Genomic DNA, 13,810 nt, shown 5'->3' on the forward strand with positions numbered 1-13,810 from the left:
GACTTTCGGGGCATCTTCAAAAATTCCAAAAGCTCCTAATCATCCTTACAGGATCCGACTACGGACTATAAATGGAGTCCTGTCGTATCACCTTTTTCTATTGTAACAAAAATCCCATCTTAAAGATATTGTTTTGAATAAGAAGCGAAAAATTCTTTCGTTCTTTCTTCTTTTGGGTGGTTGAAAAGTTCTTCAGGTGTTCCTTGTTCAAGGATATGCCCTTTCTCAAGGAAGAGCACCTTGTCAGCCACTTGATAAACAAAGTTCATGTCGTGACTAACCAAAATCATGGTCTGACCTGACTTAACTGCATCAGCGATTGATTTTTCAACCTCACCAACCAACTCAGGGTCAAGGGCAGATGTCGGTTCGTCAAGCAAGAGCACATCAGGCTTCATGGCAAGGGCACGGGCCAAGGCCACACGTTGCTTTTGACCACCTGACAAATGACGTGGGTAGTGATTTTCACGATTAGACAGCCCAACCTTAGCGAGCTCTTCTTTCGCAATCTTGGTAGCTTCTTCGTCAGAAAGTTTCTTAACAATCTTAAGACCTTCCTTAACATTATCCAAGGCTGTGCGACGTTCAAAGAGGTTAAACTGTTGGAATACCATGGCCAACTTACGACGAAGGGTAAGGATTTGCTCCTTGGTAATTGCTTCGAAATCCACCTTAAAGTCATCAATGGCAATGGTGCCAGAATCAGGTTGTTCCAAATAGTTTAAGCTACGAAGGATGGTTGACTTACCTGCACCAGAGGCACCGACAAGCGCTACCACTTCGCCTTTTTCGATATCAAAGTTAATCCCATCAAGAACCTTTTGACCTGAAAATTCCTTGGTCAAATTTTTGATGCTAATCATTAGCGGTCACCTCCAATTCCAGAAATGTCAGTTACTTCAGGTGCCTTAATGGCCATATGATTTTCAACCGAACGACCAATATTTTCAATCAAGATTGAGATGCCCCAGTAAACGAGGGCTACTGAGATATAACGTTCAAAGTAACGGTAGTCAGCACCACCCAAGATTTGAGCCTGCGCATACATTTCGACGATACCTGCACTAAAGGCAAGTGATGTTCCCTTAGTCAAACCAATCAAACTGTTAATCAGACTTGGTGTCGCAATAACCGCCGCATTTGGAATAATGACACGACGGTAGACCTGTGCTGATGTCATCCCAAGAGAGCGGGCAGCTTCGATTTCTCCAGCATCCACAGCTTGAATCGCTGCACGAATGGTTTCACTCATGTAAGCCGCTTCATTAAAGGCAAAGGCTGTAATAGCGAAGATAGCTGGTGGAATCTCATTAATGTTCCAATCTAAGCCGAACTCACCATTCAAGTAACGAAGGAAGAGTGGAATACCATAGTAAGTCAACATGAGTTGTACAAGGATTGGTGTCCCACGCAAGAAGCTCACAAAAACGGCTTGAATTGGATAAAGGATACGTACTCGATTAATTTTAACAACCGCAAAGACAAGGGCCAAAATCAACCCAAAGAAGGCACCTGCAATAGTCAATCCCAAAGTTAAAGGCAAGCGTTCCACAATCTTAGGAACAGCATCGAAGACAGCCTTCCATGAGAAGAGCTTACCAGCTGGCATCCAAGATGAAATCCATTTGAAGACAACCGTAACCAGTTGCAAAATATAACCCCAAAGAATTTCTACTAGCCAAGACAAGGGAATGGCTAAAGCAACAGCTACTGCCAAACCAACCAAGCCAATGATAACTTGGAGATACCAAGGTGACCGATTAAATGCTTCTATACTCTTTTTCACAATGTCGCCCTTTCTTTCTAAAAAAGTAGGTTAGCCTAGTGCTAACCATTCAAATATCTTATCATAATTTTATAGTATTCATTTTAGCACGACTCAGAAAGTCTGTGAAATAGTCTTTTCTTATCATAGTGATAAGAAAATCGTATCACTGATAGCAATACCTTATTAAGACTAAAAAGATTTGAACTCATTCCTTATTTCACGAACAAAGTGAGCATAAACCGAGGCTTTCCGACGTGAGAAAAACACCTGAAACTTTAAAGTTTCAGGTGTTCGGAAGTTTTGAGACCTTAGGCTCAAAACTTAGTCATGGAACTTCGAAGAAGGTCGCTGACGTCCGTCATCACCTCAGGAAAGCCTCAAAAGAAAGCTTTGTCTTCAATCCAAAGCTGAGACGGCAGTCTCAACTTTTAACAGTCTTATTTCAAATCACTGACGTAATCGCCACCGAAATATTCCTTGCTGAGTTTGGCAAGGGTTCCATCCTTCTTGAGCTCTTTGATACGTTTGTTGGTAAAGGTTCTGAGTTCCTTACCTTGCTTATCATTTGAGAATAGAAGATATTCAAGACCATCGGTCTTCATACCGATATCGTCTTTAATCTTGTTTACAGCCAACTTATAGCCCTGATCTTTGACAATGTATTCAGAGGAAATAGCATCGTAAAGGATAAAATCAATTTTGCCTTCTTGAATGTGTTGGATACGTGTTGAAAGACCAGTTGAGCTAGATGCATAGTTGATTGTAATTGGTTTCTTATCTTCATTGGCGTGGTTCCAATTTTCAAGCAACTGAGCATAGTTAGAACCAGGAAGCACCTCTGTCGTCTTACCAGACAGATCGTCTAGGCTAGTATACTTGGTCCCCTCAGCACTAGTGATGGCATAGTTAGAACGTGAAATCGGATCTGAGAAACCATATTTCTGCTCACGCTCTTCATTGTAGTTGAAATCATTAGCCGCAATCTGATAACGTCCAGAATCCACCCCTGTCAAGATAGAATCAAAAGGTGTCGTCACAAACTTGACCTCATACTTGTCTGAATCCTTGAAAATAGCCTTGACCAAATCAATATCATAACCCTTGAAGTCATCACCTTTTTGAAAGTGAAAGGCGCCGTATCAGAATCCGTCGCAACAGTAATCGTCTGCTTTTCACCAGATGCCTTACCATCACTCTTGTTTCCACAAGCAGCCAAAGTCAAAACTGACAAGCCAAGAATCCCTAAACCTGCAAGCCATTTTTTCATATCTATAATCCTCGATACTTTCTTCAATAGTTTTTGATAGTAGTGTACCACCTTCACCCCTAGTCGTCTAATACTAAAAAACTAAGAGGTGATAGATAAAGATTATAGGAGGAAGGGGATAAATAACAAGATAGAAAAAAGCTGCCACTCATGTGACAACTCTAGCGATAACTACACCGTCTCTTCCAAATACTTCTTAGCCTCTTTCACGTAAAAGAGCTCTGGATTTTCGTTTACGATTTCTTGGAAGCAGGCTTTGGCTTCTTCGGGTTGGTTTTGGTTGAGATAACTGAGACCAGCGTAATACTTTGCTTCAATTTGGTAAAGCTTATATTTTGGTGCTAGCCTCTCAAAATAATCAGTCGGTTGACCTGAAACAACCCTATAGATAGCTAACAATTTTGCAGAACGTTCTGGAACATTCTTACCTTTCATTTTGCGATACAAGGCAAGGCTATCCTCAAAATCAGCAAAATCTTTTTGATTAATTTTGTTAAGTATACGATAGTAGGAAAGGCTTGTTAACAATACTTTGCGTCGCTTCCACCTCGCCTTTTTTATATTAATTTCATTCAGTGACTGCAAGGACTGATCAAATTCTCCTCGAAAATAGTGATACTGAGCATCTGCTAGGTAGGATTCTTGTAGTACTGCTTTTTTATCCTGTTTAAATGTATGACGATAAGCATATTCAAAATATTTTTGATACTTATCAAGTTCAGTCAGAGTAAATAGAATCTCCCTCATTTGAGAAGTAATCAAATAATTTGCATAAATCTTTAATGCCAAAAGAAAATACATCAACACAGCACAACAGCAGAGAAGCACTAAGTTATCAGCTAAGTAACTATATGTTGCAAGACAAAAAATAGCTATTCCTAAAATAAGTATAGTTAGCTTGAAAGCATAAACTCTCTTGAAAATATCTTCATGCTTAGTATTAGTTAAATTCATTATCAATATTGTCCTTATACATCTTTGTCATCGAGAGATGAGAGTTTGCTGTCACAACCTATTCTTTCCAAAATACTCGACAAATCATTTATCAAAATATTCTGAATAAAGACTACAATATCCATTATAGCATGGAAAATAAGCTTTCATGACATTATGAGAGGGACAAAATTATTAGGATTTAGGTATTAGAAAACCCCAGCGAGAGGCTGGGGTGGTGATGGATAAAATCAATTTGTGCTAAAACACTACTTATCCTTATCTGATGACTTACTGCTTGAGTCGCTACTGTCTTCAGGTTGATAATCTGATAAATTCTTATGGATGCGTTCAGCGTAAACAGCTCTGCTTCCTGATTCATCATGGTCAACCAAGGCTTCGGCAAGCTCTTTATAATCTTCTACAGAAATAGTCCAGTTACCCCCATCATCTTTGGTTAGCTTGAAGGTCTTTTCTAGATCATCAGCACCTGTCAAAGGTGTATAGGCCATTTCTTTATCAATATCCTTAAATTGTGTCAAATCGCCGTTAAAGTTTTCACCATAAAGGAATTTCGTTGTGAGATCTTTGGCTTTACCTTTTTCTACATCGTTGTTATCAGCTTGATTCCACTGTTTCAACTTGTCAATGTCGTTATCATAGAGACTCATAAGGAGAGTACGAACAGCAGCTGCAGCACCATAGGCACTAACAGAGCGTGAAGTAAAGGTAACTGTCGCTTCATTTCCTTTAACTTTGACATCTTTCAGCTTATAGTCCTGAATCTTACCAATCATATTACGACGGACCTTGAGGAACTTAGAAAGCACTTGGGTTGGTGTCTTAGCATCATAACCTTCAATGTATTTAAACGTATACTTGTCTTCCGGTGTATACCCCTTTTCTTCGATAGTATCTGCAACTTGTTTTTCAAAGACTTTCGTTTCAGTCCAGGCTTCGTAATTTTCACCGTAGAGTTTTGAAAAACCGTTACTAGATTTTCCAAGCATAGTATCAATTAAAACTGTCGCATCAGCCTTGGCACGTTCTGTCGGAGTTGGTGTCGCTTTTTTCTTCTCAGCTGGCTTATTGGAAGCACAAGCTACGAGAAGCAAGCAAGCTGCCAGAATCAGTCCTAAATAGGTAAGAACTTTTTTCATTAAGATTATTCCCTCATTTCTTTTAGTTACTATTTAAGATAGCATAGGTCTGATGATTCTTCAAGGTCACTTTCCAAAAGAAAAAATCAAAACTCTACTATTATAATGACTCCAAATCATCTAGGTCCAATTGCCTGCCTTCTTGATCTTCCAGACCCGTCAGCGTCACACCGAGCAGGCGAACACCACTACTATTTTCCTCCAGTTGGTCAAAAATGGTATGGGCAGTCCTTTCGATGGCCTCAAAACCCTGGGTTGATTTGTCCAAGGTCATACGCTTGGTTAAGGTCGAAAAATCCGAATAACGGACCTTAATGACAACGATTCGACCAACTTTTTTATTTTTCTTGGCACTTTCAGCCACCCGTCTAGCATTCTTTGTCAACTCAGCCTTGATATCATCTTCATTATAAAGAAGCTTGCCATAGGTTCGCTCACTTCCGATAGATTTACGGACACGATTGGGCCTGACAGGACTATTGGAAATCCCTCTAGCCTTACGAAAGAGATCAAATCCGAAGCGTCCAAAACGATCAATCAGCGTCATCTCAGGAATCTTCAGAAGATCGGCACCGGTGTATATTTCCATGTCGTGAAGACGTTCAACTGACTTTTTACCTACTCCATGAAACTTTTCAATAGGGAGCTTTTCCAAAAATTCCTGAGCCTCCTCTGGAAGCACCACCGTCAAACCAGCAGGCTTTTGAAAATCAGAAGCTAGTTTGGCGATAAATTTATTGTAGGAAACGCCTGCTGAACAAGTCAGGTGAAGTTCCTGCCAGATGTCATACTGGATAAGTTTGGCTACCTTAACCGCGGATTTGATACCAAGCTTATTTATCGTCACATCAAGATAGGCTTCGTCGATAGACATAGGCTCTACCAAGTCGGTATAGCGTTTAAAAATCTCACGAATTTGCATCCCTACCTCTCGGTAATGGCTATAATTTCCTGAGATAAAGATAGCATTGGGACAACGTTCATAGGCCTCCTTAGAAGACATGGCTGAATGGACACCATATTTTCTAGCCTCGTAATTACAGGTTGATACCACACCACGTCCCCCTGTTTTTCTAGGATCGTGACCGATAATAACCGGTTTGTCCTTAAGACTGGGGTCATCCCTCATCTCGACTTGAGCAAAAAAGGCGTCCATGTCAATATGGATGATTTTCCGACTGGTATCATTTATTAAAGGAAACTCTAACATGGCTCCCTGCCTCCTTTCTCAGATTTATCTCATTGTAAAGCTTTTCACATAAAACTTTGGGACTACAAAGCATTCTCCCCTTATGATACCAAAATCTACCAAAAAACAGAAATTTATAATACAGATTTGTTGTTTTCAAAACTGTATTATAAAAGAATGTCACTAAAAACGCAGTTTTAAAGTTGTGTAAGCGGTTACTGTGTGATAGAATACTTCTAGAGAATGTAACAGATGATTTTGTTACTAGAATTATAGGAGATCCAAACTATGGCAACGGTTAAAACTAACACAGATGTTTTTGAAAAAGCGTGGGAAGGCTTTAAAGGAACTGACTGGAAAGAAAAAGCTAGCGTTTCACGTTTCGTTCAAGCAAACTACACACCTTATGATGGTGACGAAAGCTTCCTTGCAGGACCAACTGAACGCTCTCTAAAAATTAAAAAAATTGTAGATGAAACTAAAGCTGGCTATGAAGCTGAAGGACGCTTCCCAATGGATACTCGTCCAACTTCAATCGCTGACATTGACGCAGGATACATTTCAAAAGAAGATGAACTTATCTATGGTATCCAAAATGATGAGCTCTTCAAATTGAACTTCATGCCTAAAGGTGGTATCCGTATGGCGGAAACTGCTTTGAAAGAACACGGTTATGAACCAGATCCAGCTGTACACGAAATTTTCACAAAATACGTAACTACAGTTAACGATGGTATCTTCCGTGCTTACACTTCAAACATCCGTCGTGCACGTCACGCTCACACAGTTACTGGTCTTCCAGATGCATACTCACGTGGACGTATCATCGGGGTTTATGCTCGTCTTGCCCTTTACGGTGCTGACTACTTGATGCAAGAAAAGTTAACGACTGGAATGCTATCAAAGAAATCGACGAAGAAACAATCCGTCTTCGTGAAGAAGTTAACCTTCAATATCAAGCACTTCAAGACGTTGTTCGCCTTGGTGACCTTTACGGTGTAGATGTTCGTCGCCCAGCCTTCGATACTAAAGAAGCTATCCAATGGACAAACATCGCCTTCATGGCAGTATGTCGTGTGATCAACGGTGCCGCTACATCTCTTGGACGTGTGCCAATCGTTCTTGATATCTATGCAGAACGTGACCTTGCTCGTGGTACTTACACTGAATCAGAAATCCAAGAATTCGTTGATGATTTCGTTATGAAACTTCGTACAGTTAAGTTTGCTCGTACAAAAGCTTACGACCAATTGTACTCAGGTGACCCAACATTCATCACAACTTCTATGGCTGGTATGGGTGCTGACGGACGTCACCGTGTTACTAAGATGGACTACCGTTTCTTGAATACTCTTGACAACATCGGTAACTCTCCAGAACCAAACTTGACAGTTCTTTGGACTGACAAATTGCCTTACTCATTCCGTCGTTACTGTATGCACATGAGCCACAAACACTCTTCTATCCAATACGAAGGTGTAACTACTATGGCTAAAGACGGATACGGTGAAATGAGCTGTATCTCATGTTGTGTATCACCACTTGACCCAGAAAACGAAGAACAACGTCACAACATCCAATACTTCGGTGCTCGTGTTAACGTACTTAAAGCCCTTCTTACTGGTTTGAACGGTGGTTACGACGATGTTCATAAAGACTACAAAGTATTTGATATCGATCCAATCCGTGATGAAGTTCTTGACTTTGACACTGTTAAAGCTAACTTCGAAAAATCTCTTGACTGGTTGACTGATACTTACGTAGATGCCCTTAACATCATCCACTACATGACTGATAAGTACAACTACGAAGCTGTTCAAATGGCCTTCTTGCCAACTAAACAACGTGCTAACATGGGATTCGGTATCTGTGGTTTCGCAAATACTGTTGATACATTGTCAGCAATCAAATACGCTACAGTTAAACCAATCCGTGACGAAGATGGCTACATCTACGACTACGAAACAATCGGTGAATACCCACGTTGGGGTGAAGATGACCCACGTTCAAACGAATTGGCAGAATGGTTGATTGAAGCTTACACTACTCGTCTTCGTAGCCACAAACTCTACAAAGATGCAGAAGCTACAGTTTCACTTCTTACAATCACTTCTAACGTTGCTTACTCTAAACAAACTGGTAACTCTCCAGTTCACAAAGGGGTATACCTCAACGAAGATGGTTCAGTGAACTTGTCTAAACTTGAATTCTTCTCACCAGGTGCTAACCCATCTAACAAAGCTAAAGGTGGATGGTTGCAAAACTTGAACTCACTTGCTAGCCTTGACTTCGGTTATGCTGCTGACGGTATCTCATTGACAACTCAAGTATCACCTCGTGCTCTTGGTAAAACTCGTGACGAACAAGTCGACAACTTGGTAACAATCCTTGATGGTTACTTCGAAAACGGTGGACAACACGTTAACTTGAACGTTATGGACTTGTCAGACGTTTACGAAAAGATTATGAATGGTGAGGACGTTATCGTTCGTATCTCTGGTTACTGTGTAAACACTAAATACCTCACTCCAGAACAAAAAACTGAATTGACTCAACGTGTCTTCCACGAAGTTCTTTCAATGGACGATGCTTTGGGATAAGCTAAATAATAAGGAACTCGCTAGTGCGAGTTCTTTTATTTTTATAAAAATCATGTTATTTTATCATATTATTATAACTAATTTATAATATATATTGACATTTTATTAGATAAGCTATAGAATATAAGCATTTCCGTTTGGAATTTCCAAACACTTCTTTCTCAGAAGAGCTATCATTACATCAGCCTGAATTACTGTCACAATAAAGAGACCTTACTAATGACAAGTATAGCTCTTTGTGATGGGACTAGGGACAACAAGGAGGAAAGATGACTAAGAAATGTTCAACCTTAACTGGAGTACTATCACTCATGGCTAGTGCCGTTCTACTCGTAGCCTGCCAATCCAAGACTGACACTGAAACCTCTAAATCCAAAGATGTTCCATGGGGGTATACTGGTGCAACTGGTCCTGAACATTGGGGTGACCTCTCCAAAGATTATGAACTCAGCAAAAATGGTAAAGAACAATCTCCAATCAATATCACAGGAGCTGAAGATGTCGATCTTCCAGAACTAAACCTTCATAATCAAGAATCAAAAGGCCAAGTTGAAAACAATGGTCATACGATTGAAGTCAGCTTTAAAAATCCCAAGAATAGTCTAACGATTGGTGATGATGTCTATAAATTGCAACAGTTTCATTTTCACGCACCCAGTGAAAATGAAATTGACGGCAAAACCTATCCTCTTGAAGGACACTTCGTCTACAAAACCGATACTGGCAAAATCACTGTTGTCTCTGTTCTCTATAATTATGGGGATGAAAACCAAGCCTTGAAACAAATCTGGGATAAGATGCCTCAGGCTGCTAATACTGAAACTGAGTTGTCTCAGCCTATCTCACTAGATGATTTCTATCCTGAAGACAAAGGCTACTACAACTTTGAAGGCTCCTTAACAACCCCACCATGTACTGAAGGTGTTAATTGGATTGTCTTCAAAAACCAAGAAACTGTCAGCAAGGAACAGGTAGAAAAATTCACACAAACCCTTGGATTTGAAAATAATCGTCCTATCCAAGAAACAAACGGTCGAAAAATCAAAGAATAAAGTCTTACAGAAAGCTTGATGTCCCTGTCCCCTCTTCTCATCAAGCTTTTTTCCATTGACGATTAGCTATAAGCTTTGTTACAATGACCCTATGATCATTAAACATACAAGAGATACACTTTCAGAAACTTACCTAGATGCCGTAGCCATTCGAAACACTGTTTTTGTTAAGGGACAAGGAGTCCCACGCTCCATCGAAATTGATGCCAATGAAGCCTACTGCATTCACTTTGTCCTCTATGATGATAAGGGTCAGGCTGCTGCAACCGTGCGCTTACTGCCCAACAAGGATTTGACTCAGGTCACCCTCCAACGCATGGCTGTGCTTGATGCCTACCAAAGTCAAGGGCTAGGGAGCATCCTCCTAAAAGAGGCTGAAGATTTTACCCAAGAACAGGGCTTTAAATCTATTTCTCTCCATGCTCAACTCGGGGCACTTAAGTTCTACCTTAATAATGGCTATCAAGAAGTCGGTCAAATCTTTGAAGAAGCTGGAATCCAACATATTACTGTTGAAAAATCCTTAATAAGTAAAAAAGCTTAAGCAGTATAGCAACTGCTTAAGCTTCTTCTTTTGTCGCAAATATCGGATAACCATGCTCGACAGCAAGCACTGTCACATTTTCTCTTTTCTTTAAAGCCTCTACGATTTTTCTCCAGTATTTCTGCCCTGTAAAAAGAAGGACAAACACTCCCATGTAGACCAAAAAACCAAGAAATTGTTTATATTCAGAAGATGACAGTTTTGATTCTAGTTCTAGGAGCTCGAACACTCCTCTCAATAGGACTGTACAGATGATCATTATAAGACTAAGTCCACTAAAGTATCCTAAACATATCAGCAAATACCCTATTTGAAGTTTCTTGAAACGCTTCTTATACAGTAACCTATAGTCTTGACCGTACTTTTCAAATACAGGAAAGGAAATATCAAGCCCTCTTCTCATACGAATGACTTTCAAATCAGGTTGGGCACGATAACCAAGGTAATGAATCAGTTTGTATAGTAGCTCTCTTATCAAAATATAGGAAGAAGCGGTTACAGCGGACACTATACTTAAAAATAGAAAAGAAGATAAAGAAAAGGAATCTTTATCAAACGCTAACAAGCCTTCTATCACTACAAAAAACATACCACAGACGAAGAGATTACTCCCATTAAGTATGCAAAAGAGCAGACTCAGAAAGCAAGAGACAAGCTTTCTTTCCTTGGAGTGCCTACTTGACCGCTTCACTGATCAACTCTTCCTTTATTATCTCAATCAAGGCATCTCTATCCTTAATCCATTGAGCTCTCTCATCCTTGTAGTAGGTACGATTACTTAGGAAAATCGCCGCACGTTGAGCTGGGATGTTAATCAGAACAAAGGTCCCTGTATAACCAGTATGAAGAATCCAATCTCCTTGGAGGTCCCAAGCGACACTACGTTCCTTCTTGGATTGGCTGATATTTTTCGTCAGATTCTTAGCAAAATCATCCTTCAAATAATGATTAACAAAAATTTCTAAGTCTTTAAGGGTTGAAAAGAGACCTGCTGACCCTGTGTGCTCTTTAAGAACACGAGCTTTGGGATCGTGAACAGTTCCGCCCGGAATGCCCTTAACCGTCGGAACAGCAATCCCAACTGGCCCAAACTGTGTCTCAGACATACCAAAGGGTTGAAAAACTTCGGAGTCAAAGAGCTTATCCAGACTTAGTCCAGACAATTCCTCTAGCATCAGCCCCAAGAGAATAAAGTTAATATCGGTATACAAGAAAGGTTTATCATCCCTAACCTTGATGGCGTTTATAGCAGCAATCAAACCCTCCTGATCTAATTCATCACGATTAGGAATGAAAGGATCAATCCCACTACTATGAGACAAGAGTTGACGTAATGTTAACGTCTTATTTTCTACTACAGGGTAGTAGGTTGACAGCTTCTCATCCAAGTCCAATTTATCGGCCTGCAGATAGAAAAGACAGAGGGTCCCAACCCCAACCACCTTGGATACACTGGCTAGGTCATAGGTGAGACCTGGAACTACTGGAACATAGCCATCTTGAGTCCCTTGGTAGTACTCCTGCCAAGTCTTTCCATCATAAAGGGCAAGGCTGGCACCCGGAAAGATGTCAGCCTTGATGTAGTCTGTAATTGTTGCTAATGTTTGTTGAAAATCAGTCATTATTTTGTTAGCCAAACCTCAATATTACTCATATCAGTCAACGCAAGTAGGTGTCCTTTGCTATCCAAGTAACTTGAGAACTGTTCCTCTTCAAGTTTATCATGCAAGGCAACTAAGTCATAGTCTTCTGCTACCTTAAACTCGAGAATTTCCAAATCCCAAGTTTGATCAGGAGTTACTTGAAGGTCAGGACCTTCTGCCTTTTCAAAGTGGATAGATAAAGGTAGTTCTTCACCAAAAAGATTGTCATAGAAGAAGGCTGCTTTAACCGTATCCACAACATTCAGAGTCAAGGACTGAACGGTAAAGTCTGAAACACCTTTAAAGTCTTCATTTTCTTCAACATCTGCATACTCGATTGTCTTGAGCGTTGACAAGTCATCCTCAGCGTGCATCAAAATAAGACCATTTTCCGGTGAAACTGTTTCAAAGGCATAACCATTTTCCCCTTGGAAAATAGCCTTGGCTTGGTGATCGTCACGCGCCAAAAGGTACTCAATCTCAAGTGGATCTGAAACCTTAATAACCACTTTATTAATTTTCTTAGGGCCTTCAACTGCACGGCAACGGTAAGCTGGAGACTCTTCAATCACAAAGAGTGATTGGTGGTCTGCCCAATCTGTGAAGACGGCAAGAGCATTTTCTTCTGTTAATAGTTTAAATCCTAGTGTATTTTGGTAAAACTCAATATTTTCTTGTCTGTTATTCACACGAAAGATTGGTGTGTGAAACTTAAAATTCCCTGATTGCGTCATGACAACCTCCATTCTTTTCTATTTTATCCAAAAAGAGGCTGTGTGACAAGGATTTTCCAAAGAAAAAATAGGATTGTAATTTTTTCACTTTCTTTCGCATAAATTGTGAAAAACATTATAGTTTATTCACTTTTTGAGTAGCTATTTCCTCATTTTAGGGTATAATTGAGAGTATGAAAATTCTCGTTAATCACATAGTATTTAGGCGGACCTATCAAGGTTTGTTTTTAATGCTAATGATTGTTATCCCAAACTTTGCTTTGAGTCTGATGACCTCCTACAATAGTCAGACTGGATTGACTTTTACGAACCCTGAAAGCTGGGGAATCATTGCTATCAATCTTATCATTTTTACCTTACCTATCTCTGGGCTAAGAGTGAGGGTATGATTCACAACTTTAGCTTAAATCGAAAGGATATTAAAGCCATTATCTGGGGCTTTGCCATTATCTTCTTGATGGAACTCATCGGAAGTAACCTCATGTTACTGACCCATACCAACTACCATGCAGAACTTCAAAAGACGCTCACAACAATTCCTATCCTACCTGTAGCGATTGGTATGATGACGACAGCCTTCCTCCAAGAAATCCTCTTTCGCAAGTGGATTTTCACCTGGTTGGCCCCCTATTCGAAAACAGCTGTGCTAGTCAGCACTGGGCTCTTTTGTCTCTTTCATATGCCAACTAATCTTGCCTACCTCACTCTTTATATCGGAATGGGCTTGGCTCTCTCTATGGTCTACCAAAAAAGAGAGAACTTATCTGCAAGTATCACACTTCATGTTTTATGGAATCTTTACACCTTAGGTGCTACCATTCTAGTAATGACTAATCCGATGTGACGATGTGACTGAGAATATTTTCTCAGTTTTTTATTACTTTCAATATTTTAAGCATAAAAAAATCTGAAGCTTAAAC

The 13,810-nt window shown here is 40.0% G+C and carries 11 protein-coding genes and 2 pseudogenes; 4 read left to right on the forward strand and 9 right to left on the reverse strand.

What is annotated here, in order from left to right:
• Positions 1-119: 119 nt before the first annotated feature.
• The 6 genes and pseudogenes from HSISS2_RS08820 to dinB form a co-directional block, all read right to left on the reverse strand.
• A complete protein-coding gene (locus tag HSISS2_RS08820; RefSeq protein WP_021146397.1) occupies positions 120-863 on the reverse strand; it encodes an amino acid ABC transporter ATP-binding protein in 744 nt (247 codons plus the stop codon).
• The gene (locus HSISS2_RS08825; protein ID WP_134954306.1) at positions 863-1,609 is read right to left on the reverse strand and encodes an amino acid ABC transporter permease; all 747 of its coding nucleotides are present in this window, start codon (positions 1,607-1,609) and stop codon (positions 863-865) included. Before HSISS2_RS08825 ends, HSISS2_RS08820 begins: the two co-directional genes overlap by 1 nt.
• Before the next feature lie 596 nt (positions 1,610-2,205).
• Positions 2,206-3,035: pseudogene (locus HSISS2_RS08830) on the reverse strand (transporter substrate-binding domain-containing protein).
• A gap of 171 nt (positions 3,036-3,206) precedes the next feature.
• Positions 3,207-3,989: a tol-pal system YbgF family protein gene (locus tag HSISS2_RS08835; protein ID WP_021146401.1), complete on the reverse strand. Its 783-nt coding sequence runs from the start codon at positions 3,987-3,989 to the stop codon at positions 3,207-3,209.
• Between the two features lie 248 nt (positions 3,990-4,237).
• Positions 4,238-5,128 (reverse strand): hypothetical protein, encoded by an 891-nt coding sequence (locus tag HSISS2_RS08840; RefSeq protein ID WP_021146402.1) that lies wholly within the window; start codon positions 5,126-5,128, stop codon positions 4,238-4,240.
• Between the two features lie 100 nt (positions 5,129-5,228).
• Positions 5,229-6,338, reverse strand: coding sequence for a DNA polymerase IV (gene dinB, locus HSISS2_RS08845; protein ID WP_021146403.1), 1,110 nt, complete (start codon positions 6,336-6,338; stop codon positions 5,229-5,231).
• Positions 6,339-6,605: 267 nt separating this feature from the next.
• Here dinB and pflB point away from each other — a divergent pair.
• From pflB to HSISS2_RS08860, 3 genes and pseudogenes are all read left to right on the forward strand, one after another.
• A pseudogene (pflB, locus tag HSISS2_RS08850) lies at positions 6,606-8,917 on the forward strand (formate C-acetyltransferase).
• A 269-nt stretch (positions 8,918-9,186) separates the two neighbouring features.
• Entirely contained in the window at positions 9,187-9,969 is a 783-nt protein-coding gene (locus HSISS2_RS08855; protein ID WP_021146406.1) for a carbonic anhydrase, read from the forward strand.
• 91 nt (positions 9,970-10,060) lie between these two features.
• The gene (locus HSISS2_RS08860; RefSeq protein ID WP_021146407.1) at positions 10,061-10,513 is read left to right on the forward strand and encodes a GNAT family N-acetyltransferase; all 453 of its coding nucleotides are present in this window, start codon (positions 10,061-10,063) and stop codon (positions 10,511-10,513) included.
• A 16-nt stretch (positions 10,514-10,529) separates the two neighbouring features.
• Here HSISS2_RS08860 and HSISS2_RS08865 read toward each other — a convergent pair whose 3' ends face one another.
• The 3 genes from HSISS2_RS08865 to HSISS2_RS08875 form a co-directional block, all read right to left on the reverse strand.
• Positions 10,530-11,078, reverse strand: coding sequence for a hypothetical protein (locus HSISS2_RS08865; protein ID WP_240472020.1), 549 nt, complete (start codon positions 11,076-11,078; stop codon positions 10,530-10,532).
• A gap of 109 nt (positions 11,079-11,187) precedes the next feature.
• On the reverse strand, positions 11,188-12,135 hold the full coding sequence (locus HSISS2_RS08870; protein ID WP_021146409.1) for a serine hydrolase domain-containing protein: 948 nt from the start codon (positions 12,133-12,135) through the stop codon (positions 11,188-11,190).
• Complete coding sequence (locus HSISS2_RS08875; protein ID WP_021146410.1) at positions 12,135-12,890, reverse strand: CppA family protein; 756 nt, start codon at positions 12,888-12,890, stop codon at positions 12,135-12,137. Before HSISS2_RS08875 ends, HSISS2_RS08870 begins: the two co-directional genes overlap by 1 nt.
• A 385-nt stretch (positions 12,891-13,275) precedes the next feature.
• Here HSISS2_RS08875 and HSISS2_RS08880 point away from each other — a divergent pair, with 385 nt between their 5' ends.
• Positions 13,276-13,734, forward strand: coding sequence for a CPBP family intramembrane glutamic endopeptidase (locus tag HSISS2_RS08880; RefSeq protein ID WP_021146411.1), 459 nt, complete (start codon positions 13,276-13,278; stop codon positions 13,732-13,734).
• The last annotated feature ends 76 nt before the right edge of the window (positions 13,735-13,810 follow it).

Source organism: Streptococcus sp. HSISS2 (assembly GCF_000448665.1).
Classification (GTDB): Bacteria; Bacillota; Bacilli; order Lactobacillales; family Streptococcaceae; genus Streptococcus; species Streptococcus raffinosi.

Coding starts and splice junctions, on each gene's coding strand:
- HSISS2_RS08875 (WP_021146410.1), bottom strand. CDS start 12,890: ATGACGCAATCAGGGAATTTTAAGTTTCACACACCAATCTTTCGTGTG.
- HSISS2_RS08835 (WP_021146401.1), bottom strand. CDS start 3,989: ATGAATTTAACTAATACTAAGCATGAAGATATTTTCAAGAGAGTTTAT.
- dinB (WP_021146403.1), bottom strand. CDS start 6,338: ATGTTAGAGTTTCCTTTAATAAATGATACCAGTCGGAAAATCATCCAT.
- HSISS2_RS08880 (WP_021146411.1), top strand. CDS start 13,276: ATGATTCACAACTTTAGCTTAAATCGAAAGGATATTAAAGCCATTATC.
- HSISS2_RS08820 (WP_021146397.1), bottom strand. CDS start 863: ATGATTAGCATCAAAAATTTGACCAAGGAATTTTCAGGTCAAAAGGTT.
- HSISS2_RS08840 (WP_021146402.1), bottom strand. CDS start 5,128: ATGAAAAAAGTTCTTACCTATTTAGGACTGATTCTGGCAGCTTGCTTG.
- HSISS2_RS08870 (WP_021146409.1), bottom strand. CDS start 12,135: ATGACTGATTTTCAACAAACATTAGCAACAATTACAGACTACATCAAG.
- HSISS2_RS08855 (WP_021146406.1), top strand. CDS start 9,187: ATGACTAAGAAATGTTCAACCTTAACTGGAGTACTATCACTCATGGCT.
- HSISS2_RS08860 (WP_021146407.1), top strand. CDS start 10,061: ATGATCATTAAACATACAAGAGATACACTTTCAGAAACTTACCTAGAT.
- HSISS2_RS08825 (WP_134954306.1), bottom strand. CDS start 1,609: ATGCCAGCTGGTAAGCTCTTCTCATGGAAGGCTGTCTTCGATGCTGTT.